Source organism: Streptomyces sp. NPDC058646 (assembly GCF_042716875.1).
GTDB lineage: Bacteria > Actinomycetota > Actinomycetes > Streptomycetales > Streptomycetaceae > Streptomyces.
This window is the reverse complement of sequence record NZ_JBHXRK010000027.1, coordinates 83232-107127: the sequence shown is the minus strand read 5'-3', so window position 1 is coordinate 107127 and position 23896 is coordinate 83232. Positions and strand designations below refer to the sequence as shown.

Sequence of the window (23896 nt, the reverse complement as noted above, 5' to 3'; positions counted from 1 at the left end):
GGCACCGGGAACCCCGGCGGCTGCCGGGACGGCCGGAACGGGCCGGGGCAGCCGGAGCAGGCGGCACGATCGCAGAGGGGACGCATGTCGAAGCCGGAGCACACCGAACAGCCGAAGGCGGACAAGGCCGGTCCGGCTGAGCCTTCCGGGGCTGCGGCCGACACGGAGCCCACGGCGCCCGGGACGGGCCTGAAGAAGCCCGCGGCGAAGCCGAAGCCGGCCGGGGCCGCGGCGGAGAAACCCGCCGCAACTGCGGAACCGGAGGCGGCCGTGCCCGCTGCGGAGCCCGAGGACGCCGTGCCCGCTGCGGCGGAGCCGGTTGAGCCGAAGTCAGCTGCGGCGAAGGTGTCCGTCGCGAAGAAGCCGGCTGCGGCGAAGACCGAGCAGGTGAAGCCGGCTGCGGAGCCCGCGCCCTCGAAGCCCGCCACGGCTCAGACCGGTACGCCGAAGCCCGCCGCGGCTGCGGAGCCGGAGGCCGCCGGGGATGACGCCGGGCCCGAGGACGCCGTGCCCGCGGCGGCCGGGGCGGATCCGGTGAAACCCGCGGCGGCGAAGGCGGACCCGGCGAAGCCGGCCGCCACGACCCCCGTGGAGAAGGCGGATGCCGTCGCCGCCGAGGTCAAGGCCAGGGCCGAGGCCGCCAAGGCGGCGGCCGGGCAGGACAAGGGACGGCTGCTCGCCGGCCGCTACCGGCTCGGCTCCGTCCTCGGCAAGGGCGGCATGGGCACCGTCTGGCGCGCCGAGGACGAGATCCTGGGCCGGACCGTCGCCGTCAAGGAACTCCGCTTCAGCACCGGCGTCGACGAGGACGAGAAGCGCCGCCTCATCACCCGTACCCTCCGCGAGGCCAAGGCGATCGCCCGCATCCGCAGCGGCGGCGCGGTGACGGTCTACGACGTCGTCGACGAGGACGCCCGCCCCTGGATCGTCATGGAGCTCATCGAGGGCTCCTCCCTCGCCGAGTTCATCCGGGAGAACGGCCCGCTCACCCCGCACCGCGCCGCCGAGGTCGGCCTCGCGGTCCTCGACGTACTGCGCGCCGCGCACGGACAGGGCATCCTGCACCGGGACGTGAAGCCGTCCAACGTGCTGATCGCCGGCAACGGCCGTGTCGTCCTGACCGACTTCGGCATCGCGCAGGTCGAGGGCGACCCCTCCGTCACCTCCACCGGCATGCTCGTCGGCGCCCCCTCCTACATCTCCCCCGAGCGCGCCCGCGGCCACAAGCCCGGCCCGCCCGCGGACATGTGGTCGCTCGGCGGGCTGCTGTACGCCTCCGTCGAGGGAACGCCCCCGTACGACAAGGGATCCGCCCTCGCCACCCTCACCGCGGTGATGACCGAGCCGGTCGATCCGCCCAAGAACGCCGGTCCGCTGACCGACGTCATCTACGGCCTGCTGGCCAAGGACCCGGCCCAGCGCCTCGACGACCACCGGGCGCGGGCCATGCTCACGGCCGTCCTCAACGCACCCGAGCCGGCGCCGAAGCCCCTGCCGGTTCCCGCCGACGAGACGCGGCAGATCTCGCTCGCGGACGCCAGGGAAGCGGCCGACAAGGCGGCCGCGGAGAAGGCCGCCGAGAAGGCGGAGAAGAAGGAGCGCGAGCGGCGCGAGCGCGAGCAGCGCGAACGGGCCCGGGCCGCACTGAAGTCCGCCCGCAAGGCGGCGGCCGCACCGGCCGTCTCCGCCGCCGAGCCCCCGGCGCCGTCCAGGACCGCTCCGGTCGCGGCCCCGCTGACCGACGTCATGCCGCGCCGTACCATCGCGCTCGCGATAGCGGGCGTGATCGTGGCGCTGGCGGTGATCGGTTCGCTCATCGCCTACGCGGTCAGCGGCGACGACAAGGGCGGCCGCAACGAGGGCAAGGGCGGCCAGCCCACGCCGGCCGCCTCGGGCGCCGCATCCGCGGGCACCCCGGGCGGCTCCGGCGCGTCCCCCCAGCCCGGCGACCCGAACGCCAACGGCAGCAGCAACGGCAGCAGCAGCGGCACCGAGAACGGCGCGGCCAGCGGGGGGAACGGCGACCAGCCCGGCCAGGGCCAGCAGACGCCGGGCAGCGGCCAGGGACAGGGCGCCACGCCCGGCTCCCCGGGCGGCGGACTCCCGGCGGGGTACGCCGTGGTGACGGACCTCGCCTTCCACTTCTCGATGGCGATGCCCGAGGGTTTCAAGCAGACGGCCACGGCGGGCGACAAGTCCGGTGCCATATACAGCCGCGACGGCGGCTTCCCGCGCATCCAGGTCGACCACACCAACAGCCCCGGTGACGATGCCAGGGCCGCCTGGGCCGCCCTGGCCCCGGCCGTCGCGGGCACCAGCAAGGGCTACCGCACGCTCGGCATCGACGGGGTGGAGTACCGGGGCTACCCGACCGTCGCCGACTGGCAGTTCGAGCGCGAGCAGCAGGGCACCAAGGTCCGCGTGCTCAACCGCGGCTTCAAGGTGGACGCGAAGAACGGCTACGCCATCATGATCAGCTGCGCCGCCGACCAGTGGGACGGCCCCGAGTGCACCCAGATGCGCAACACCGCGTTCGAAACCTTCCAAGTGCTCAGCTGACGAGCCTTGTCAGGCCCGGGACGCGGGCGGCCCCGGCGACGTATCGTGTCAGCGGGGCCATGGGGGGCCCGACGCACTCGGGGGAGGCGATGTGGAGGAGTACGCGGGCCGGATCCTCGCCGACCGCTACCGTCTGCCGCTGCCGCCGACGGACGAGTACGAGCTCGTAGAGACCCGTGCCTTCGACACGCGCAGCGGGCAGGAAGTCCTGGTCCGGCAGGTGCCGTTGCCGGAGGTGGTGGACGCCGAGCTGCTGGACGGACACCGGGCCCCGGCCGCCGGGCGCCGCTCACCGGCCGACCTGCCGGCCGTACGGCGGGCGATCGAGGCGGCCCAGGCGGCGGCCGCCGTGCCCGACCATCCCCGGCTGGACCAGGTCTTCGACGTGTTCGCCGAGGGCGGGTCGCTGTGGATAGTGAGCGAACTCGTCCCGGCCCGGCCGCTCGCCGCGCTGATCGCCGATGAACCGCTGACCCCCTACCGGGCGGCCGAGGTGGCCTCGGACGTGCTGACCGCGCTGCGGGTGCTGCACGCGCACGGCTGGACGCACCGGAACATCACCGTCCGGACGGTCCTTGTCTGCGACGACGGGCGGGTCGTGCTCACGGGCCTGGCGGCGGGCGCTGCCGAGGACGCCCTGTGCGGGTACGACCCCGTGCCCGGCCCGGACTCCGCCACGGACGGCGGTACGGCCTGGGACGCCCCGGAGGTCACCGGCGGGCGCGATGCCGGCGTCGGCCGGGACCTCGCGGTACGGGAGTCCGGCGGTGACCCGTACCCGGCGGGGCAGAACTCCGGCGGGCCGGGCTTCGGAGGTCCGGAGCCCGGCGCAGAGCAGCCCGGGGGCCGGGCGGCCTCCGGCGGACCGGCCTCCGGCGGACCGGCCTTCGGCTACGGGCCGCGGAAGGCCCAGGGTCATGCGCTCGGGCCGGTACCGGAGGCCGCCGCGGCGGGTACGGAGCACCGCCCCGGGCCGGGAACGCCGCCGGACCCCGCCGACGCGCCGCTGGTGGCCCCCGGCTACGACACGGGCCCCCGCTACCGCGACCACATCAGCCCCGACCAGCCCGAGGAGCGGCCCGACCTCAAGGCCGCCGCGCGGGCCGGGGCCGTCGCCGCCTACCGCGCGGGGGCGCGGGCCGCCGCAGCCCGGGTCACCGAGGAGCGCCGGGCCGGGGGCGGACCCGAGGCCGCACCGGAGCCGCGGCCCGCGGGGTCGACGCTCCCGCAGGGCTACTCCTACCCGTACGGCGGTCCGCAGAACGGCTCGGCCACGCCCTGGCACGGAGCGGGCCCGCGCCGCCCGTCCCTCCCGCCGTCGGTCCCGCCGTCCCTCCCCCCGGCCCCCTCCCCGGAGCCGCAGCCGGAGCTGGAGCCGATGCCGCGGCCGGAGCAGCTGCCGGCCGGCCTCCCGGACCCGGACCCGGTGCCCCGGCCCGCGCCGGCAGCCGCGTCCTGGCCCCAGCAGCAGCCCCAGCCGCCGGGCGGCCCGGCCGCCCGGCCCGTCCTGCCGGCGCAGCTCGCCCTGCCCCAGGGCTACCGCCAGGCCGAGGCCGGGGAGGACCCGGCCGGGGATCCCGGGGCCCGTTCCGGCGTCCGGCCCGTCCGGCAGTCCGACGACGGCTGGGGCGGCGGCCCCCGCACCGGGCTCGACGCCGAGCGCGCCCGGCAGACCCGCATGGCCGTCGTGGGGGCCGTCACCGAGCGCTGGGCGCCCGAGCAGGCCCGCTCCGTGACCGGCCCCTGGCAGCTGGCCGCCCCCGTCGGGCCCGCCACCGACCTGTGGGCGCTCGGCGCGCTGCTCTACCGGGCCGTGCAGGGGCACGCCCCGTACCCGGAGGACAGTGTCGGCGAGCTCGTCGAGATGGTCTGCTCCGAGCCCCCCGCCTTCGCCGAGGAGTGCGGCGCGCTCCGCCCGGTCGTGGAATCGCTGCTGCGCCAGGACCCCACCGAGCGCCCCGACTTCGAGGAGCTCCGCGGCTGGCTGCGTTCCCTCGTGCGGTCCGCCCCCGAGCCGGACACCGGGTTCGCCGTGCTGCCGGTGCCGGAGCCGGATCCGGCCCGGCTGCCCGTCGTCCGCAGGCGCGGCGAGATGCACGGACGGCACCGCAACCCGGCGGCCCCCCGCAAGCCCCGCGCCCTCGGGCGGACGCTGCTCGTCGGGATCCTCGTCCTCCTCGCCGGGGCCGTGGCGTACGCGGTCCTGTTCATGCCCCGGGCCCCCTCAGAGGGCCCGGGCGGCGAGGCGGGGAAGCCGGCGGGCCGGACCCCGGCGGCGAGCCCCGAGGCCTCGGCCGCCACGCCCACCGGCACGCCCGAGTCGAAACCCGCGCCGCAGACGACCACGCCCCCGGCCTCCCCGGCGACCCCCGCCCCGGCCGGTTACACCAGTCAGCAGGACCCGGAGCACTTCGCGATCGTCGTGCCGGAGGGCTGGGAGCGCCGCGGCATCAACGAGGCGGGCCAGGTGCGGTACACGGACGGGCAGTTCGTCCTGACGGTGGTGCCCGGCCGGGACAAGGTGGAGGGCAATCCGGACCCGGCGGCCTACCAGAAGGACAAGGAACAGGAGCTGACCCCGTACCGGACCTCGACCTGGTCCACCGTCAGTGAGGTCAGGAGCACCAAGGTCGGGCAGCAGCTCCGGGCCACCGGCAAGTACACGTGGATCGACAGCAACGGCCGCAGTGTCGTGGCCCGCAACTACGTCGTCGCGCTCGGCGGCAGCTACCACATCGTCATCGTGACAGGTCCCCAGGACGACGAGACGAAGGTGACCGAAGTCTTCGAGAAAGCCACGGCGAGTTACCGGGCGGGCGGCTGAACGCCTGGTGACGGAGCATCAGTACGGCAATTGCGTCACAGTGCTGTCTCACCGCCCCCGCGTGGTGTCGGCAGCGCCCCATGGCTCCGTAATCTGGCCCGAAGTGCACAGAGCGGCGGGATTTTGTGGAACAGCAGACAGGTGCGGGCGCCGTGCTCGCGGGCCGGTACCGGCTCGTGGAGCCCATCGGGAGCGGCGGCATGGGCAAGGTGTGGCGCGCGCATGACGAGCTGCTCCACCGGACGGTCGCCGTCAAGGAACTGACGGCGGGTCTGTACGTGGCCCAGGCCGACCGGGACGTCCTGCACGCCCGTACGCAGAAGGAGGCGCGGGCCGCGGCCCGCATCCAGCACCCGGCGGTCGTCACCGTCCACGACGTCCTCGAACACGACGACCGGCCGTGGATCGTCATGGAGTACATCGACGGCCCCTCACTGGCGGAGGCGGCCAAGGCGGCGGGCCGGATCGAGCCGCGCGAGGCCGCCCGGATCGGGCTCCACGTGCTGGGCGCCCTGCGCGCCGCGCACGCGGTCGGCGTCCTGCACCGGGACGTGAAGCCGGGCAACGTGCTGCTCGCCAAGGACGGCCGGGTGCTGCTCACGGACTTCGGCATCGCCGCGATCGAGGGCGACTCGTCCATCACGCGTACTGGTGAACTGGTCGGCTCCATCGACTACCTGGCGCCCGAGCGGGTCACCGGCGGAGCCCCCGACCCGGCCTCCGACCTGTGGTCGCTCGGCGCGACCCTGTTCACGGCCGTGGAGGCCCGCTCGCCGTTCCGCCGTACGTCGCCCATCTCCAGCCTCCAGGCCGTGGTCAACGACGAGCCGCCCGCCCTGCGCCAGTCGGGCGCCCTGGGCCCGGTCATCACCGCCCTGCTGCGCAAGGACCCGGCGCTGCGGCCCTCGGCCGCGGAGGCCGAACGGATGCTGCTGGAGGCGATGGAGGGCCGGGAGCCCAAGGCGGCCCAGGCGTACGTGCCGACGCGCTCGGTCACCTCCGACGAGCTCGCCCCGGCGCAGGACGGACCCGAGGAACCGGCCCCGCGGGCGGGCACGGTGCAGACGGCCCCGCTGCCGGAGCCCGCCGTGCCCGGGACGGCCTCCGCGGCCCTGCCCGCAGGCCAGGGCGGTGGCCGGCTCAGACGCGCCGCGGTGGTGGCGCTGGTGGCGGCGCTGATCGGTGGCGGCGCTGTGTTCGGGATCCTCAAGTACACCGGGGACTCGGGGACGGACAGGACCGCGAGTTCCACGGGTGGGCAGTCGGGCGGGAACGGGAAGCAGCCGGAGGTGGCGCCGCCGGCCGGGTACAGCAAGGTCACCGACCCCACCGGGTTCACCCTCTTCGTCCCGGACGGCTGGACGCGCATGGTGAACGGCAGCCAGATCGACTACACCCCGGACAACGGGAAGCGCTACATCCGGATCGCCGCCGACGCCACACCGGACTACGACAACCCGTTCAGTCACCTGCTCGACCTGGAAAAGCAGGTGCAGAAGCGGACGGACTACAAGCAGGAGAAGCTGGAGCCCAACACCTTCCGGGACAGCCTCCGGTCCGCGCTCTGGGAGTTCACCTGGACCGAGAAGGGCGTCCACGCCGGACCGCGCCGGGCCATCGAGCAGATGTACATCGCTCCGGACGGCACCGAGTACGCGATCTACATGACGAGCCCCGTGTCCGTCTGGAGCACGACCCGGCAGCAGTTCGACGTGGTGCTCAGCGGCTGGGAGCCGCCCGCCCCGAAGTCCTGAGCCCGTCACCCTGCCAGCAATCACTGGCGTACATGGCAAAATCCGGTTACCCACGGGTACCCAAAGGCCTCCGGGCGCAATACGCTCACCGCCATGACGGACTCGCAGGCCCCCGCCCCCCTCCGCACCGCACCGCAGCCCACCAACCCGGTCGCCCCGGCCCCGGCAGGCGCCCGCACCGCCGCCGACGTGGTGACCCCCGACCTGGTCACCCGGCTGACCCGCGGAGTCATCGGGTCCGGCCGTACCGCCAACCACACGCCCTTCACCGGTGACCGGCTGGCGGAACTGCCCGAGGCCACCCCCGAGGACGTGGCCGAGGCCTTCGCCCTGGCCCGCGCCGCCCAGCCCGCCTGGGCGGCCGTCCCCGTACGCAAGCGGGCGGCCGTCCTGCTGCGCTTCCACGACCTGGTCCTGGCCCGGCAGGCCGAGGTCCTCGACCTCATCCAGCTGGAGACCGGCAAGGCCCGTCTGCACGCCCACGAAGAGGTCCAGGCCGTCGCGGTCGCCGCCCGTCACTACGGCCGCAAGGCCCCCTCGTACCTGCGCCCCAAGGGCCACACGGGTGCCATACCCACCCTCACCAAGGTCACCGAGCTGCGCCAGCCGCGCGGGGTCGTCGGGCAGATCGCGCCCTGGAACTATCCGCTGGAGCTGTCGGTCGGCGACGCCCTGCCCGCCTTCGTCTCGGGCAACGCCGTCGTCATGAAGCCCGACACCGAGACCGCGCTGACCGCCCTGTGGGCCCGTGACCTGCTGATCGAGGCCGGGCTGCCCGCCGAGGTCTTCCAGGTCGTCCTCGGGGAGGGCCCCGTCGTCGGCCCCGAGGTGGTCCGGCACGCCGACTACGTGTCCTTCACCGGCTCCACGCGCACCGGCCGCGAGGTCGCCCAGGGCGCCGCGGCCCGCCTCGTCGGCGTCTCCCTCGAACTCGGCGGCAAGAACGCCATGCTCGTCCTGCACGACGCCGACGTCGAGAAGGCCGCCGCGGGCGCCGTCCGCGCCTGCTTCTCCTCCGCCGGCCAGCTGTGCATCTCCATCGAGCGGCTCTACGTCCACGCCTCGATCGCCGACGCCTTCGTGGAGCGGTTCGCCGCCCGTACCAGGGCCATGCGCCTGGGCACCGCCCTCGCCTACGGCGCCGACATGGGCTCACTGGTCGGCGAGCGCCAGCTGGAGACCGTACAGCGGCACGTGGACGAGGCCGTCGCCAAGGGCGCCACCCTCGTCGCGGGCGGCACCGCCCGCCCCGACATCGGGCCGCTCTTCTACGAGCCCACCATCCTCGACGGGGTCGAGACCCCGATGGCGGTGTGCGGCGAGGAGACCTTCGGCCCGGTCGTCTCGATTTACCGCTTCACCGACGAGGACCAGGCGGTCGCGGAGGCCAACGCCACCGCCTACGGCCTGAACTCCAGCGTGTGGACCAAGGACTCCCGCCGCGGCCACGCCGTCGCCGCCCGCCTGCGCACCGGCACCGTCAACATCAACGAGGGGTACGCCCCCGCCTACGGCAGCGCCCAGGCACCCATGGGCGGCATGAAGGACTCCGGCCTCGGCCGCCGCCACGGCTCCGAGGGCATCCTGAAGTACACCGAAGCGCAGACCGTCGCCCACCAGCGGCTGCTCCCGATGGCGCCCTCGCTGGGCATGGACGACGAGAAGTACGCGGCGTTCATGACCCGCAGCCTCCAGGTCATGAAGGCCCTCCGACTGCGTTAGGGGCACGCCCGTGTCGTACGACTACGACGTCATCGTCATCGGATCGGGCTTCGGAGGATCGGTCTCCGCCCTGCGCCTCACCGAGAAGGGCTACCGGGTCGGCGTCCTGGAGGCAGGCCGCCGATTCACCCGCGAGAGCCTGCCGAAGAACAGCTGGGACCTGCGCAACTACCTGTGGGCCCCGGCCCTCGGGCTGTACGGGATCCAGCGGATCCACCTGCTGGGCAACGTGATGGTGCTCGCGGGTGCCGGGGTGGGCGGCGGTTCGCTCAACTACGCCAACACCCTCTACGTGCCGCCCGCCGCCTTCTTCGAGGACCGGCAGTGGGCGTCCATCACCGACTGGCGCGGGGAACTCGCCCCGTACTACGACCAGGCCAGGCGGATGCTCGGCGTACGGCTCAACCCGACCCTGACGCCCTCCGACGTCCACCTCAAGGCCGCCGCCGCGCGGATGGGCGTCGGCGACTCCTTCCACATGGCCCCGGTCGGCGTCTTCTTCGGAGACGGGAAGGACGGCGAGGAAGGCGAGGGCCGGGCGAAGGTCCGGCCCGGCGAAGAGGTGGCCGACCCCTACTTCGGCGGCGCCGGCCCGTCCCGCAAGGCCTGCACCGAGTGCGGCGAGTGCATGACCGGCTGCCGCCACGGCGCGAAGAACACCCTGAACGAGAACTACCTGCACCTCGCCGAGCGGGCCGGAGCCGTCATCCACCCGATGACCACCGTCACCGCGCTCTCCCCGCATCCGGACGGCGGCTACCGGGTCCGCACGGTCCCCACCGACGGCCGGCGCCGGGGCCCGGCGAAGGTGCTGCGCGCCCGGTACGTGGTCGTCGCGGCCGGTACGTACGGCACGCAGACCCTGCTGCACACGATGAAGGACCGGGGCGAGCTGCCGCACCTCTCGGACCGGCTCGGCGAGCTGACCCGGACCAACTCGGAGGGCCTGGTCGGCGCGCAGACCGACGACCGCCGCTACCGCAAGCGGCACGGCGGCCGGCGGGCCGACTTCACCCGGGGGGTGGCGATCACCTCGTCCGTGCACCCCAACGCCGACACGCACATCGAGCCCGTCCGCTACGGCAAGGGCTCCAACGCCATGGGGTTCATGACCGTCCTCCAGGTCCCGTACGCCCGGCACCGGGTGCGGGCCTGGCTGGCCAGGACCGCGAAGCACCCCCTGCAGTTCGCGCGCTCCCTGTCCAACCGGCGCTGGTCGGAGCGGACCATCATCGGCCTGGTCATGCAGTCGCTGGACAACTCCCTGACGACCTACCGCAAGCCCGGCGGCATCGGGAAGGGGCTGCTCACCGCCCGCCAGGGGCACGGCGCCCCGAACCCCGTGCAGATCGCCGAGGCCACGCAGGCCGCGACCCTGCTGGCCGAGGAGATCAACGGCTTCGCGGGCAGCAACGTCGGCGAGCTCATGGGCACCCCGCTGACCGCGCACTTCCTCGGCGGCTGCCCCATCGGCGCCTCGGTGGCGGAGGGCGTGGTGGACCCGTACCACCGGCTCTACGGATACCCGGGCATCTCGGTGGTGGACGGCGCCGCGGTCTCCGCGAACCTCGGGGTCAACCCGTCGCTGACGATCACCGCGCAGGCCGAGCGGGCGATGTCGTACTGGCCGAACAACGGCGAGCGGGACCCGCGTCCCGAGCAGGGCGCGGCCTATGTCCGCCTCACGGCGGTGGAACCCGTCCGTCCGGCGGTCCCGAAGGATGCCTTCGGCGAGCTGAGGCTGCCGTTCCTGGGCATTCCGGAGGTCCCGCCGCAGCAAGGACGCGACGGCGCGGTGACGCAGTGAGCCGGTGAGGCACGAACGGGCGACGGAACGACGCGGGGACTGCGCTCCCCCTCCGAGCGCAGTCCCCGCGTGCAAGTGGTGACGCGTGGTCGGGCCGGATGGTTGTACCGGAACCCGGCCGACCGGACTGTGGCGTCCGTCACACAGCGGGTCGGGCGGGGGCGGGCGCCGGGCCGGCGGCCGAGGGCACGGGACGAGGAACGGCCGGCCCCGGGCGTCCCCCGGGCCGGCCGTCCTTCTACGGGGTGACCGGGCTGCTGTCCCCTGCCGTCCGGTCACGCGAGGAGCGAGGTCCCACGACGCGCTCCCCACGGGGCGCGCGTCTCATCGCTCCGGCGGAGCCACGCGTGGTGCTGCGGTCCGCGACTGGCTGGCGCGGACAACCACACCAACGAAGGGTCCTGGGGGCGGTCACGGTCCGATCGGGTGACGAACGGCTGCCCCTGCGGGAGGGCCGGCCCGCGCCGCGGCCTCAGACGCGGCCCCGGCAGAGCTCCAGCAGGGTCATGGCGAGCGTGGTCCCGGGCTTGCCGAGGGCGCCGCTCCAGTGCGAGAGCACCTCCATCTCGCGGGAGAGGTGCACCCGCCGGCCGCCGGACGAGATCCGGGCCTCCTGGATGACCGTCGAGACGGCCATGCGTTCCTGGATCAGGCCGATGATGCGGTCGTCGAGGGCGTCGATGCGCATCCGGGAGTCGGCGATCAGCTGCTCGGGGGTGGTGGGGGTGGCGGTGGCGGTGGTCATGGTCTCGTCTCCTGTGGTGTGGGCGGTGCCGGCAGGAGACGGAACGCGGAAGCGCCCCGGTCCTGTCGGACCGGGGCGCTCCGGGAAATCAGTGGCTCAAGCGAGCATCACGAGGACCCATGGCGACCGGACCGACCGGTGCCATAGGTAAAGAGGAAGCTCAGCTGCTCGCGCATGGAACGGATTATGGCCTTCCGTCTCCCTCGGGGCCAAGCGGGTTCGGATGGTGAGACGAAAAGGCCCGTACGTCCCCCGTTAGAATCGACAAAACAGCCACCTCTTCCGCCGGAAGGCCGCCCCGTGCCAGAAGCACCCTCCGCCGCCCACGACAGCGCCCCGGACACGGTTCTCGTCGTCGACTTCGGCGCCCAGTACGCCCAGCTCATCGCCCGCCGCGTCCGCGAGGCCCGGGTCTACAGCGAGATCGTGCCGAGCTCGATGCCCGTCGCCGAGATGCTGGCCAAGAACCCCAAGGCGATCATCCTCTCCGGCGGCCCGTCCTCCGTGTACGAGGAGGGTGCCCCGCAGCTCGACCGCTCCCTGTTCGAGGCCGGCGTCCCCGTCTTCGGCATGTGCTACGGCTTCCAGCTGATGGCGGTCACCCTCGGCGGCCAGGTCGACAACACCGGCGCCCGCGAGTACGGCCGCACCCCGCTGGCCGTCTCCAAGACCGGCTCCACGCTCTTCGAGGGCACCCCCGGGAACCAGTCGGTGTGGATGTCGCACGGCGACGCCTGCTCCGCCGCCCCCGAGGGCTTCGCCGTCACCGCGTCGACCGACGTGGTCCCGGTCGCGGCCTTCGAGAACGACGAGAAGAAGCTCTACGGCGTGCAGTACCACCCCGAGGTGATGCACTCCACGCACGGCCAGCAGGTGCTGGAGCACTTCCTCTACCGCGGTGCGGGTCTGTCCCCGACCTGGACCACCGGCAACATCGTCGAGGAGCAGATCGCGGCCATCCGCGAGCAGGTCGGCGACAAGCGCGCGATCTGCGGCCTCTCCGGCGGCGTCGACTCGGCGGTCGCCGCGGCCCTCGTGCAGAAGGCCATCGGCTCCCAGCTGACCTGCGTGTACGTCGACCACGGTCTGATGCGCAAGGGCGAGACCGAGCAGGTCGAGAAGGACTTCGTCGCCGCCACCGGCGTGCAGCTGAAGGTCGTCGACGCGCAGGAGCGCTTCCTGAACGCGCTGGCCGGGGTCTCCGACCCGGAGACCAAGCGGAAGATCATCGGCCGCGAGTTCATCCGCGTCTTCGAGCAGGCTCAGCTGGAGATCCTCCAGGAGGAGGGCCCCGCGGTCGCCTTCCTCGTGCAGGGCACCCTGTACCCGGACGTCGTCGAGTCCGGCGGCGGCACCGGCACCGCGAACATCAAGTCCCACCACAACGTGGGCGGGCTCCCCGACGACATCGAGTTCGAGCTCATCGAACCGCTGCGCCAGCTGTTCAAGGACGAGGTCCGGATGGTCGGCCAGGAGCTCGGCCTGCCCGACGAGATCGTCCAGCGCCAGCCCTTCCCCGGCCCCGGCCTCGGCATCCGCATCGTGGGCGAGGTCACCAAGGAGCGCCTGGACCTGCTGCGCGAGGCCGACGCCATCGCCCGCCACGAGCTCACCGCGGCCGGCCTGGACCGCGAGATCTGGCAGTGCCCGGTCGTCCTGCTCGCCGACGTCCGCAGCGTGGGGGTCCAGGGCGACGGCCGTACCTACGGCCACCCGATCGTCCTGCGCCCCGTCTCCTCCGAGGACGCGATGACCGCGGACTGGACGCGCATGCCGTACGAGGTCCTCGCGCGGATCTCCACCCGCATCACCAACGAGGTCCCCGACGTGAACCGCGTGGTCCTCGACTGCACGAGCAAGCCCCCGGGCACCATCGAGTGGGAGTAGTCCCCGCCCGCACGTGACCGAAGCCGCCGCCCGGCCCGCCGGGCGGCGGCTTCGCCGTTTGTCTGGCCAGTTCACGGCCGCGCCGGTACCTTGCGCCGCGACCTGAAGGAGGGCCACATGCCGGACCAGCGCGTAGCCGTACCCGCCCCCGTGCCCGTGGAGCGGCTCGGCTTCGAGATGCCCCCCGTGCACGCGACCGCCGAGGCGGCCCGCGCCCACCGCAAGGAGCGGCTCGCGGGGACGCTGCGGCTGCTGGGGCGGCTCGGGTACGAGGACGGGGTGGCCGGGCAGGTCACCGCACGGGACCCCGGCTTCGAGGACTGCTACTGGGTGAACCCCTTCGGCGCCGCCTTCGCCTCCCTCACCGCCGCGGACCTGCTGCTCGTCGACGGGGAGGGCCGCGTACTCCAGGGGGAGCGCCGGGTCAACGAGCTGGCCTTCGCCGTGCACGCGGCCGTCCACCGCCGGCGCCCCGGCGTCGTGGCCGTGGTCCGCGCGCAGGCCCCCTACGGCCTGGCGCTGGCCGCCCTCGGCGAACTGCTGGCCCCCGTCACCGCGGAGGCCTGCGCCTTCTACGAGGACCACGCGCTGCTGGACGAGTTCGCCGGGGACGGACCCGCCGACGCCGACCGGATCGGGCGCGCGCTGGGCCCCTACAAGGCGCTGATCCTGCGCAACCGGGGGGTGCTGACGGTCGGGGACTCGGTGGAGGCGGCGGCCTGGTGGTTCATCGCGGCGGAACGGGCCGCGCAGGTGCAGCTGATCGCGCGGGCGGCCGGGAAGCCCGTGCTCATCGACCACCACCGCGCGGTCGCCACCCGCGAGCGGTTCGGGTCCGATCTCGCCGCCTGGGTGAACTGCCAGCCCCTGCTCCGAAGCGGTGACACGCCGGTGGCGTCAACATCATGAACCGTTAATCACCTGCTCTGACATCGTGCGCAATCCGGAGCACTGCCGCAGTGGTGCACAATTCGCTGGCATCGCACCGTAGTTCAGAGAGGCGGGCACGCACGTGGCTGTCCAAGAGATGTCCCGGGGTACTCATACCGTCGCCTGCGCCTGCGACGACTGCGCACGGGAGGGACACCGCCGCGCCGTGGCCGCCTTCCTGGCGAAGCGCGACGAGTTCGCCGCCGGGCAGGGGCTGCCGGCGGCCGTCGCCCACTCCCTGGGCGCGTCCCGGCAGTGGGTGTCCGACGAACTGACCCTGTCGGCCCGTACCGTCGCCGACCGGGGACGGGAGGCGGGGAACTCCTGGCTCTACCTGTTCTCGCGGCGGGCCGTGCTCGCCGTATGGATCGCCGCCGGGGTCCTGCTGCTGGTCCAGGTCGGCACCGCGCTCGGCACCGGCTGGTCCACGGCCCGCACCGCAGGACTGCTCACCGCGCTCGCCCTGGCCGGCCTGCTGACGGTCGCCGCCCGGGCCCAGTCGGTCCGCGGCGGCCTGCTGGCCCCGCTGGTCGGCGAGGACAACCGGCTGTCCACCTCCAAGGCGGTGCCGAGCGCCTGGGTGGTGCTCACCGCGTTCGCCACGCTGCTGCCCGCGCTGCGGCTGGCGGCCTCGGCGCCCGGCCCCGAACGCGAGGCGCTGTACGCCGGTCTCGCGCTGGACGGGGCGCTGCCCCTGCTGGCCGTCGCCGCGCTGACCTCGGCGGTGGCGGTGCTGGTGCGCCGGGTGGTCGCCGTACGGATCATGGGCCAGCGGCTGCAGAAACTGCCCGCGGACCGGCCGCGCGGCGTCGACCTGCTGACGGACGACGCGGGGCGCGGCAGCTTCCCGGACGCCCAGTACGTGCTCGTCTCCACCGTGGTGCTGGCCTACGCGGTGGTGTCGCTGGCCCGCTTCCCCGACCGGCTCCCGCAGCTGCCCTGGGCCCTGGCCCTGCTGGTGGCGCTGTCGGCGGCGGTCTACCTGGCGGGCAAGTACGCGGAGGGAAGCCGACCGCTCGTGCTGTCGGTGGTGCGCAGACGGGAGCCCGGGGACCTGGATGCGGCCGTCCGTCCCGGGGACGACATCGAGATCCGGGGCGTGGGCTTCGTACCGCCCGGGGCGCAGACCCCGGAGATGCTCGCCCGTTTGGTGGTACGGATCGGAACGGTGCACGTGCACGTCCCCCTGGTCCCCGTGCCGGGAGGCTTCACGAATCCTTCGGACGTGGTCCTCACGGTTCCGGTGCCGGCGGAAGTGGAACCGGGGCTCGTCGAAATCCAGGTCGTCACGGCCGCGGGCGTCGAATCCAACCGCTGTACGGTCGACGTGTCGGAGTGATCGGGGTACACATGACCCGTGACCCGAACCGATGTTCCTGACGCCGTTGCCCCCCGCACCGCGGCAGGGCCGCGTGAGCTGGCCGCCCGGCACGCGCTGCTGCCCTTGCGGGTCTTCCTCGGACTGACCTTCGTGTACGCGGGGCTGGACAAGCTGACCGACTCCGCGTTCCTCTCCGCCACCGGCGACGGCTCCATCGGCGACCAGATGCGCGGGGTGCGCGACACCTCGGCGGTCCCCGGCCTCGTGGACCTGGCGCTCGAATCCCCCGTCGGCTTCGCCGTCGCCCTGGCCGTCGCGGAGGTCCTGGTCGGCCTCGGGGCCCTGGCCGGCCTGCTGACCCGTGTCGCGGCCCTCGGCGGCGCACTGATCGCGCTGAGCCTGTGGCTCACCGTGTCGTGGGCGGTGACCCCGTACTACTACGGCAACGACCTGATCTACATGATGGCCTGGACCCCGCTCGTCCTCGCCGGGGCGCCCTACCTGTCGCTGGACTCCCTGATCCGGTCGCGGCGGTCACGCCGCACGGCGTAGGTCACCATCCCGACCAGGGCGGCCAGGCACAGACCGCCCACCGCGATCGGGACCACCGCGAACCAGGGCAGGTCCGCCTCCCCCGAGTGGTCGAGGAGGTAGAGGACCCCCGCCACCGTGAGGGCCACGCCGGCGATCAGCCGTCCGGGCTGGAACTCATGACGCCGCACGGGCCACCTCCACCTGTCCCACACCCGCGCTGAGGTGCAGCTCGATCGTCCCGCCGGCCTCGGTGCCGGCAGCGGGCGCCAGCGTCGCCCGCTGGGTCTCGCCACTGCCGCGGACCCGGAAGTCGCGGCTGGTCTCGCCGGGCATGTGGATGTCACCCAGCCGGACGCTGACCTCGGTCTCGGCCGTCACCTCCCGCGGCAGGATCACCTTCAGCCGGCCCGCGTCGAGGGAGGCCCCCACGGCCAGGGTGGTGCCCTTGGCCACGTCCAGGCGGCTCAGGTCCAAGGTGGCGAGCCCGGTGTCCGCCTCGTACAGCGGCCGTACGTCGGCCACCGCGGCCGGCCGCCACTCGGTCCGCTGCCAGTCGGTGCCGATCTCGCGGGGCAGCACGGCGGCGACCGCCAGCAGGCCCGAGGTGATCACGGCCCACAGGATCGTGCCGAAGCCGGTGCGGCCGAGCAGGGAGCTGACCGCGAGGCCGAGGCCGAAGACGACCAGCGCGGTGGCCAGACCCGTCTGCAGGGCCTCGCCCAGCGCACGGCCCTCCCAGTTCCCGGCGGTCGCGACGGTTCCGCCGAGCAGCGCCAGCAGGAAGACCCGGCCCCCGATGCCGCCGCGCGGACCCGCCGGGGGAGCGGACGGCCGGGCCGCCGCGTGCACACCGGCCCCGGCGCCGCCACCGGCGGCCGCCACCGGCTCGGCGTCGTCGGGGCCCCACAGGTAGCCCGTGGCGCCGACCGGGCCGGTCGTGCCGTCCTTCACCAGCGGGTCCCGCCACCAGGACGGGCCGCCCGGGGCGGGCGGCGCCTTCGTCTCCGGCGGGGCAGGCGAGTGCGCGGCGGGCTCCGCCGCCTCGGGCGGCGCGGTGTGCCGGCGCCGCTGCGACCAGTACGAGGCCCCGCCCAGCGCGAGGATCACCAGGACCGAGAAGACCGCCAGTCCGCCGTTGTCGAGCATCGACAGGAACAGCGCGCAACCCACCAGCGCGGCGAACACCGCGGCCAGGGTGGCGCCCTCGACCCGGCCGGTCAGCAGCTTCTTGGCCTCGCTGTCCTCCTCGCCCTCCTGCGGGAGCAGCAGCCAGGCGAAGCCGTAGAAGATCAGACCCACACCGCCCGTGACGGCGAGGACGCCGAGGACGATCCGGAAGACCACCGGGTCCAGGTCGAAGTACCGGCCCAGGCCGCCGCACACCCCGGCCAGGACCTTGTCCCGCTTGCTGCGGCGCAGGGGCGGCCGCGGTCCGGCCGGGTGCCGGGCCCCGGGATCCGCTCCCGGACCGTGTCCGGGGGGACCCGCGGGCGGGGCGTCGTGTACTTCGGTCATGGGTCCATGGTGACGGGCGGTGCAGCCCCGCGGAATCCGGCCCGACCCTGGCGCAACCCTGATATCCCCAGGGCAGAACTGGGGGGCTGCCCTGATGCCGCACCGCCCCCGCGCGTGTGACCATCGGTGACATGCCCGCAGCCGCCGCCCCCCGTACCCCGCACGCAGCCGAACCGCCACCGGGCTCCGAGACGCCCCAGCGCAAGCTCTACCGCAGCGCCGACGGACGGTTCCTCGGCGGCGTCGCCCGCGGTCTCGCCGGGCACCTCGGGATGCCGGTGGTGTGGGTCCGGCTCGCCTTCCTCGGGCTGTTCCTGTGGGGCGACGGGCTCGGGGTCCTGCTGTACGCCGCGTTCTGGGTGTTCGTACCGCTGGGCGTCGGCGGGCGCAGCGGGCACCGCTCCTGGTTCGAGACCCTGCCCGACGGCACCCGCCGCCTGCGCAAGCCCGAGAAGGGGCAGATCACCGCGCTGATCGCGCTGTGCATCGGCGCCGGCATCTTCATCAGCAAGGTCCAGGTCGGCGGCGCCTCCGGACGGTACGTGTGGCCGACCCTGCTGGTCGGGGCCGGTGTGGTGCTCGTCTGGCGGCAGGCCGACAACGCCCGCCGCGCACACTGGACCGAGGCCGCGGGACGGCGCGGGAGCCTGTTCCAGGTCGCCCGCGCCCTCGCGGGGGTGGTCCTGGTCGGCGTCGGCCTCACCGTCTTCATCGTCGTACGGGGCTCCGCCGCCCAGCTCGGCAACGTCCTCACCGCCACCCTCGCCGTCCTCGTCGGCGTCGCCCTGCTGGCCGGGCCCTGGCTGATCCGTATGACCCAGGACCTGTCCGAGGAGCGGCTGATGCGCATCCGCGCCCAGGAACGCGCCGAGGTCGCCGCCCACGTCCACGACTCCGTGCTGCACACCCTCACCCTGATCCAGCGCAACGCCGAGGACGCCGGGGAGGTGCGCCGCCTCGCGCGGGCGCAGGAGCGGGAGCTGCGGAACTGGCTGTACAAGCCCGAGGGCACCGGCAAGGACGAGGCGGAGGAGCCCGCCACCCTGGCCGAGGCGGTGAAGAAGACCGCCGCCGAGGTGGAGGACCACCACGGCGTGCCCATCGAGGTCGTCGTCGTCGGCGACTGCCCGCTCGACGAGAGGCTCGCGGCGCAGGTCCAGGCCGCGCGCGAGGCGATGGTCAACGCCGCCAAGTACGGTGGCGAGGGCGGGCCGGTGCAGGTGTACGCCGAGGTGGAGGGGCAGACGGTGTTCGTGTCCGTACGGGACCGGGGACCCGGCTTCGACCTCGGCGCGGTACCGGACGACCGCATGGGCGTACGAGAATCGATCATCGGCCGGATGCAGCGCAACGGCGGGACCGCACGGCTGCGGTCCGCGCCCGACGGCGGCACGGAAGTCGAACTGGAGATGGAGAGGGCGGCGAACGCAGCATGACCGAGGACAGCTCCGTGACGGAGACCAGGCGGGTCCGGGTGGTCCTCGTCGACGACCACCGGATGTTCCGCGCCGGCGTACAGGCGGAGATCGGGGAGACCGGGCGGACCGGGGTCGAGGTCGTCGGCGAGGCGGCCGACGTCGACCAGGCCGTCACCGTCATCACCGCCACCCGGCCCGAGGTGGTCCTCCTGGACGTGCACCTGCCCGGCGGCGGCGGGGTCGAGGTGCTGCGGCGCTGCGCCCCTCTGATGGCGGCGGCCGAGAACCCGGTGCGGTTCCTGGCCCTGTCGGTGTCGGATGCGGCCGAGGACGTCATCGGCGTCATCCGGGGCGGAGCCCGCGGGTACGTCACCAAGACCATCACCGGCACCGACCTGGTGGACTCGGTCTTCCGGGTGCAGGACGGCGACGCCGTGTTCTCGCCCCGGCTGGCCGGCTTCGTGCTCGACGCGTTCGCCTCGACGGACGCGCCGCCGGTCGACGAGGACCTGGACCGGCTCACCCAGCGCGAGCGCGAGGTGCTGAGGCTGATCGCGCGCGGCTACGCGTACAAGGAGATCGCCAAGCAGCTCTTCATCTCCGTGAAGACGGTGGAGTCGCACGTCTCGGCGGTGCTGCGCAAGCTGCAGCTCTCCAACCGGCACGAGCTGACCCGCTGGGCGACGGCGCGCCGCCTGGTCTGAGCAGGTGTGATCCATACCGCAGGAGGGCCGGGGCAACCGGGCGGCAGGGCGTGGCACTCTTGGGTTCCGTGATGAGTCTGACCGGGACCCCCCTTTTCGCGACGGTGGTCGTACTGACCGTGCTCGCCGTCGTCCTGCCCCTCGCCGTGTGGAGCAGGGTGCGCGGCCCGGTCGTCGTACGCGTCGCCACCCGCGCCCTGATGGTGGTCTTCGCACAGGTCACCGCGATCGCGCTGGTCTTCCTCGGCCTCAACCAGCAGATGAACTTCTACACCTCCTGGGGTGACCTCCTCGGTACCGGCTCGTACGTCACGGCCGCCCCCGACCTCGGCCCCGACGGGCTCGGCGGGAAGAAGGCCGAGGAGGCGCCCAAGGTGCGCCAGAAGTTCGAGCCGGTGGACGGCGTCGGCGGCCGGGTCCAGAAGACCGAGCTGGAAGGCAAGGTCTCCGGGGTCAAGGGCGACGTCCTGGTGTGGCTGCCGCCCCAGTACGACGACCCGGCCTACAAGGACAAGAAGTTCCCGGTGGTCGAGCTGATCCCGGGCATCCCGGGGACGGGGAAGTCCTGGTTCCAGGGGCTCAAGGTGCACGAGGTGCTGGAGCCGCTGATGAAGGAGGGCAAGGTGTCCCCCTTCATCCTGGTCTCGCCGCGCGCCATGCTGCTCGGCAACGCCGACACCGGCTGCGCCAACCTCCCGGGCAAGGTCAACGCGGACAGCTGGTTCAGCGTCGACGTCCGCAAGATGGTCACGGACAACTTCCGGGCCTCGGAGGACGCCCGCACCTGGGGCGTGGCCGGGTACTCGGCCGGGGCGTACTGTTCCGCAAAACTGGCCATCGCCCACCCCGACCGCTACAGCGCGGCCGTCTCCCTGTCCGGCTACAACGACCCGGGCCAGGAGCCCTCGTCGCTGGTCGGCCAGGACCCCGAGCTGCGCCGCACGCACAACCTGAAGGCACTGCTGAAGGCCGCGCCGACGCCGCCGGCGGTGTCGCTGTGGATGTCGGGGGCCGAGCAGGACGGCTACCTGTCCGGCATGGACCTGAAGGCGATCGCCCAGACCCCGACGGTGGTGCACGCGGAGAAGGTGACCGGCGGCCACAACCTCGACTCGTGGTCGAAGCAGCTGCCGCAGACCTTCGGCTGGCTGAGCCAGAAGGTCAAGGCGCCGTAGGGGGCGTCCTGCCGCTCATGCCGGGCGGGAGGCGCCGGCCCAGGGCATCGAGTCGATGGGGGCCACCCGCACCGTCGACCCGGGACGCGGGGCGTGGACCATCTGCCCGTTGCCGATGTACAGGCCCACGTGCGTGACCCCCGAGTAGAAGAACACCAGGTCGCCGGGGGCCAGCTGGTCGCGGGCGACGCGCCGGCCGCTGTTGATCTGGGTGTAGGTGGTGCGCGGCAGGGAGACCCCGGCGGAACGCCAGGCCGCCTGGGTCAGCCCCGAGCAGTCGAAGGACCCCGGGCCGGTGGCGCCCCACACGTACGGTTTCCCGATGGCTCCGTGGGCGAAGGCGACGGCGCGCGCGGCGCGGGAGCCGTCGGCGGGCGGCGGCGGTGTGCTCCGCGGGCCGGCGGGGGTGGCGGCGGGGGATCCGGGGGCGGATGCGGGGGTGGATCCGGCGGCCGACCGGGCCTCGTACGCGGCGCGCTGTTCGGCGGTGAGCCTGGCCAGCAGGGACCGGGCGGCGGCGAGCTTCTTCTCGGCGTCGGCCTTGTGCCCGGCGATCTCGGCCTGCCGCGAGCGGAGTTCCGCGAACCGTCCGGCGGCCTGGTCGCGCAGCTGTCCGACCTCGTCGAGCCGGCGGCGTACGGAGGAGATCTCGGCGGCGCTGCGGTTCCCGGTGCGGGCGAGGAAGGAGGCCCGGTCCAGGTACTGCTGCGGGTCGTCGGCCGTCGCGAGGCGGACGGCGGGGCCCAGGCTCCCGCCGGCGCGGTACTGGCCGGCGGCCATGGACCCGAGGGCGCCGCGGGCGGCGTTGAGGCGGTCGGCCTTGCGGGCTGCCTCGTCGCGCAGGCCGGTCAGCGCGCGCTGGGCCTCGTCGGCCTTCTCCTTCGCCCCGTTGTACCGCTCGGTGGCGGCCTCGGCCTCCTCGTGGAGCCGGTCCACCTCGGCCTCGACCTGGGCGGGGGTCGGCCGGGGGTCGGCCTGGGAGGTGCCTTCGAAGGCGGTGGCGGTGGCAGCGCCCGCGAGGGCGAGGGTGGCGGCGGTACGGACGGTGCCGCCGGAGAACGGGCGCTGCCTGGGCTTTCGATGACGGGCCACGAGGGCCTCACGTCCTTCCTCTGTCGGTGCTTGGAGGAGGACGCTAGACCTGCAGGTCACGGGCAGATGACGGAATGATCGTAAGTGACCCGATACGACTGGGGATGGCCGCTCGGGACCGGTCCGGATCAGCGCCAGAGGACGGCGATGAAGATATTGATCACGGTGAGACCGCCGACCGCGCCGAACAGCGCCTTCTCCACCCGCTCCTCGTCCCGCTTGACGTAGACGAGGGCGAGGATCACGAAGAGGACGGCGAGCTTCACACCGATCTTGACGGTGTTGACGGCGGTGCCGTCCATCTCGCGGAAGCCGACGAGCAGGACGCCGGTCACGAGCATGGTCAGGGCGCCGTGCAGCATCGCGGGCACGAAGCGGGCGGTGCCCGCGCCCATCGCCTTCATCTGGGTCAGGAAGCCGCCGAGCAGCGAGGCGATGCCGATGATGTGCAGGCCGACGAAGACATTGATGAGTACGTCCATGGCCCCGAGCGTACGGGGCGCCCTCCGGCGGTTCCCGGGCGGGCGGCGGCGGGCCGCCGCCCCCGCGGGCGCGGTCAGCCGAGGAAGGCCAGCAGCTCTTCGACGACCGCCCCGGGTGCTTCCTCCGGGAGGTAGTGGCCGCTGCCGTCGACGCGGACGACCCGGGTGTCGGAGCCCAGCGCGGGGACGTCGTCGACCATCAGTTCGTAGTTGCTGTGCTCACCGCCGAGGGCGAGGAGCGGGGCGCTGACGGGGGAGTACTGCGCGAGGTCGCGGATGTCCTGGCCGAAGGTGCGGTACCAGTCGTTCCCGGCCCGGATCGCGTCCGGGGAGTCGTAGGCCCGTGCGTACACCGCCCGGGAGCGGGCGTCGATGTCCGCCGGGTCGGTGGCCGCGTTCTCGAACAGCCAGTCCAGGAGCAGGTGGTAGCGGCCGGCGAGCAGCTGCTCGGGCAGGCCCTGCACCTGGTTGAAGGCGAACCACCACAGGTGCTTGCCGCCCTGCGGGAGCAGGGGCATCCGGGTCCAGGACTCGAGGGGGTGCGAGACGTCGAGCAGGGCGACGCGGCGGGTGGCCTCGGGGTGGTTGGCGGCGAAGGCGTAGGCGACCATCGCGCCGATGTCGTGGCCGGCGATGTGGGCCGGGCCGAGGCGGAGGTGCTCCAGGAGGGCGCGGACGTCGGCGGCCATCGTCTTCTTGTCGTACCCGCCCTGCGGCTTGGCCGAGCCGCCCATCCCGCGCAGGTCCACGGCGATCACCCGGAAGCGCCGGGCCAGGGCGGGCAGCACCTTGTGCCACTGCCACCAGGTCTGCGGCCAGCCGCCGAGGAGGATCAGGGGCTCGCCGGCGCCGCCCTCCACGTAGTGCAGGCGGGTGCCGTTGACCTCGGCGTGGCGGCTGGTGAAGCCGCCGTCGAGGGAGGCGGCGAGAGCGGCGTCGTCCACGGGGGGCGCGGTGTCTGCGGGCATGGGGGTTCTCGGTCCTCACGTCGGAATGATCGTACGAAAAATTCGTACGGTCAGGACCGTACGAGAATCTCGAACCGTTCACAAGGTCAGTTCGGGTTTTGCGTACAGTGGGCGCATGGCCGCCGAAGAACTCCACCACCCCGACGCCGCCCGGATCGAACTCGTCGAGGTCCTGGCCGCCCTCGGCCACCCCGTCCGTCTGGAGATCGTCCGCACCCTCGCCGGATCCGGGGCGGAGGTCTTCTGCGGGGCGGTCGCCGAAGGCCTGCCCCGCTCCACCGTCACCCACCACCTGCGCACGCTGCGCGAAGCCGGGGTGATCTGCCAGCGGCCCGAGGGCCGCAAACTCTTCCTGACCCTGCGCCGCGAGGACCTGGAGGGCCGGTTCCCCGGACTCCTGGCCCTGGCCGTCGGCGATTTTTCCGGCCCGGAACCGGCTGTCGGTCCCGCCCCCTAGAC

18 protein-coding genes and 1 pseudogene are annotated in these 23896 nt (G+C 73.6%); 13 read left to right on the top strand and 6 right to left on the bottom strand.

Annotation, left to right across the window (positions count from 1 at the left end; genetic code table 11):
• Positions 1-84: 84 nt before the first annotated feature.
• The 5 genes from ACFWUZ_RS28515 to ACFWUZ_RS28495 all read left to right on the top strand — a co-directional run bounded on the left by ACFWUZ_RS28515 (position 85) and on the right by ACFWUZ_RS28495 (position 10666).
• Complete coding sequence (locus ACFWUZ_RS28515; RefSeq protein ID WP_384378894.1) at positions 85-2559, top strand: protein kinase; 2475 nt, start codon at positions 85-87, stop codon at positions 2557-2559.
• A gap of 91 nt (positions 2560-2650) precedes the next feature.
• A complete protein-coding gene (locus ACFWUZ_RS28510; RefSeq protein ID WP_384378891.1) occupies positions 2651-5383 on the top strand; it encodes a protein kinase in 2733 nt (910 codons plus the stop codon).
• 125 nt (positions 5384-5508) lie between these two features.
• On the top strand, positions 5509-7137 hold the full coding sequence (locus ACFWUZ_RS28505) for a protein kinase (RefSeq protein WP_384378889.1): 1629 nt from the start codon (positions 5509-5511) through the stop codon (positions 7135-7137).
• A gap of 93 nt (positions 7138-7230) precedes the next feature.
• The gene (locus tag ACFWUZ_RS28500; protein ID WP_384378886.1) at positions 7231-8859 is read left to right on the top strand and encodes a succinic semialdehyde dehydrogenase; all 1629 of its coding nucleotides are present in this window, start codon (positions 7231-7233) and stop codon (positions 8857-8859) included.
• 10 nt (positions 8860-8869) lie between these two features.
• Entirely contained in the window at positions 8870-10666 is a 1797-nt protein-coding gene (locus ACFWUZ_RS28495; RefSeq protein ID WP_384378883.1) for a GMC oxidoreductase, read from the top strand.
• 472 nt (positions 10667-11138) lie between these two features.
• Here ACFWUZ_RS28495 and ACFWUZ_RS28490 read toward each other — a convergent pair.
• Positions 11139-11438, bottom strand: a pseudogene (locus tag ACFWUZ_RS28490) (chorismate mutase); the annotation flags it as partial.
• A gap of 273 nt (positions 11439-11711) precedes the next feature.
• Here ACFWUZ_RS28490 and guaA point away from each other — a divergent pair.
• From guaA to ACFWUZ_RS28470, 4 genes are all read left to right on the top strand, one after another.
• Positions 11712-13298, top strand: a complete 1587-nt coding sequence (gene guaA / locus ACFWUZ_RS28485) for a glutamine-hydrolyzing GMP synthase (RefSeq protein WP_384378880.1) — start codon at positions 11712-11714, stop codon at positions 13296-13298.
• 117 nt (positions 13299-13415) lie between these two features.
• Positions 13416-14207: a class II aldolase/adducin family protein gene (locus ACFWUZ_RS28480; RefSeq protein WP_384378877.1), complete on the top strand. Its 792-nt coding sequence runs from the start codon at positions 13416-13418 to the stop codon at positions 14205-14207.
• A 118-nt stretch (positions 14208-14325) separates the two neighbouring features.
• Complete coding sequence (locus ACFWUZ_RS28475; protein ID WP_384378926.1) at positions 14326-15567, top strand: hypothetical protein; 1242 nt, start codon at positions 14326-14328, stop codon at positions 15565-15567.
• 18 nt (positions 15568-15585) lie between these two features.
• Positions 15586-16101, top strand: coding sequence for a TQO small subunit DoxD (locus ACFWUZ_RS28470; protein ID WP_384378874.1), 516 nt, complete (start codon positions 15586-15588; stop codon positions 16099-16101).
• On the opposite strand, the gene ACFWUZ_RS28465 is transcribed toward ACFWUZ_RS28470, so the two are convergent.
• Both ACFWUZ_RS28465 and ACFWUZ_RS28460 read right to left on the bottom strand, forming a co-directional pair.
• On the bottom strand, positions 16047-16271 hold the full coding sequence (locus tag ACFWUZ_RS28465; RefSeq protein ID WP_384378870.1) for a hypothetical protein: 225 nt from the start codon (positions 16269-16271) through the stop codon (positions 16047-16049). The genes ACFWUZ_RS28470 and ACFWUZ_RS28465 overlap by 55 nt on opposite strands.
• Positions 16258-17598: a PspC domain-containing protein gene (locus ACFWUZ_RS28460; RefSeq protein WP_384378867.1), complete on the bottom strand. Its 1341-nt coding sequence runs from the start codon at positions 17596-17598 to the stop codon at positions 16258-16260. Before ACFWUZ_RS28460 ends, ACFWUZ_RS28465 begins: the two co-directional genes overlap by 14 nt.
• 131 nt (positions 17599-17729) lie before the next feature.
• Between ACFWUZ_RS28460 and ACFWUZ_RS28455 the strand changes: the two genes are divergently transcribed.
• The 3 genes from ACFWUZ_RS28455 (at position 17730) to ACFWUZ_RS28445 (ending at position 20895) form a co-directional block, all read left to right on the top strand.
• Positions 17730-19034 (top strand): PspC domain-containing protein, encoded by a 1305-nt coding sequence (locus tag ACFWUZ_RS28455; protein WP_384378864.1) that lies wholly within the window; start codon positions 17730-17732, stop codon positions 19032-19034.
• On the top strand, positions 19031-19720 hold the full coding sequence (locus tag ACFWUZ_RS28450) for a LuxR C-terminal-related transcriptional regulator (RefSeq protein ID WP_384378861.1): 690 nt from the start codon (positions 19031-19033) through the stop codon (positions 19718-19720). Before ACFWUZ_RS28455 ends, ACFWUZ_RS28450 begins: the two co-directional genes overlap by 4 nt.
• 71 nt (positions 19721-19791) lie before the next feature.
• Entirely contained in the window at positions 19792-20895 is a 1104-nt protein-coding gene (locus ACFWUZ_RS28445; protein WP_384378858.1) for an alpha/beta hydrolase, read from the top strand.
• A 15-nt stretch (positions 20896-20910) separates the two neighbouring features.
• Here the strand turns inward: ACFWUZ_RS28445 and ACFWUZ_RS28440 are convergent, their stop codons facing one another.
• The 3 genes from ACFWUZ_RS28440 to ACFWUZ_RS28430 form a co-directional block, all read right to left on the bottom strand.
• A complete protein-coding gene (locus tag ACFWUZ_RS28440; RefSeq protein ID WP_384378855.1) occupies positions 20911-21987 on the bottom strand; it encodes an NlpC/P60 family protein in 1077 nt (358 codons plus the stop codon).
• A gap of 128 nt (positions 21988-22115) precedes the next feature.
• On the bottom strand, positions 22116-22469 hold the full coding sequence (locus ACFWUZ_RS28435; protein ID WP_384378852.1) for a hypothetical protein: 354 nt from the start codon (positions 22467-22469) through the stop codon (positions 22116-22118).
• A gap of 74 nt (positions 22470-22543) precedes the next feature.
• Entirely contained in the window at positions 22544-23437 is an 894-nt protein-coding gene (locus ACFWUZ_RS28430; RefSeq protein ID WP_384378849.1) for an alpha/beta fold hydrolase, read from the bottom strand.
• A gap of 115 nt (positions 23438-23552) precedes the next feature.
• Between ACFWUZ_RS28430 and ACFWUZ_RS28425 the strand changes: the two genes are divergently transcribed.
• Positions 23553-23894, top strand: coding sequence for an ArsR/SmtB family transcription factor (locus ACFWUZ_RS28425; protein ID WP_384378846.1), 342 nt, complete (start codon positions 23553-23555; stop codon positions 23892-23894).
• The last annotated feature ends 2 nt before the right edge of the window (positions 23895-23896 follow it).

Bases quoted from the DNA above. Each gene is read 5' to 3' on its own strand.
- ACFWUZ_RS28515 (WP_384378894.1), top strand. From the start codon at position 85: ATGTCGAAGCCGGAGCACACCGAACAGCCGAAGGCGGACAAGGCCGGT.
- ACFWUZ_RS28500 (WP_384378886.1), top strand. From the start codon at position 7,231: ATGACGGACTCGCAGGCCCCCGCCCCCCTCCGCACCGCACCGCAGCCC.
- ACFWUZ_RS28480 (WP_384378877.1), top strand. From the start codon at position 13,416: ATGCCGGACCAGCGCGTAGCCGTACCCGCCCCCGTGCCCGTGGAGCGG.
- ACFWUZ_RS28475 (WP_384378926.1), top strand. From the start codon at position 14,326: ATGTCCCGGGGTACTCATACCGTCGCCTGCGCCTGCGACGACTGCGCA.
- ACFWUZ_RS28460 (WP_384378867.1), bottom strand. From the start codon at position 17,598: ATGACCGAAGTACACGACGCCCCGCCCGCGGGTCCCCCCGGACACGGT.
- ACFWUZ_RS28455 (WP_384378864.1), top strand. From the start codon at position 17,730: ATGCCCGCAGCCGCCGCCCCCCGTACCCCGCACGCAGCCGAACCGCCA.
- ACFWUZ_RS28450 (WP_384378861.1), top strand. From the start codon at position 19,031: ATGACCGAGGACAGCTCCGTGACGGAGACCAGGCGGGTCCGGGTGGTC.
- ACFWUZ_RS28445 (WP_384378858.1), top strand. From the start codon at position 19,792: ATGAGTCTGACCGGGACCCCCCTTTTCGCGACGGTGGTCGTACTGACC.
- ACFWUZ_RS28435 (WP_384378852.1), bottom strand. From the start codon at position 22,469: ATGGACGTACTCATCAATGTCTTCGTCGGCCTGCACATCATCGGCATC.
- ACFWUZ_RS28430 (WP_384378849.1), bottom strand. From the start codon at position 23,437: ATGCCCGCAGACACCGCGCCCCCCGTGGACGACGCCGCTCTCGCCGCC.
- ACFWUZ_RS28425 (WP_384378846.1), top strand. From the start codon at position 23,553: ATGGCCGCCGAAGAACTCCACCACCCCGACGCCGCCCGGATCGAACTC.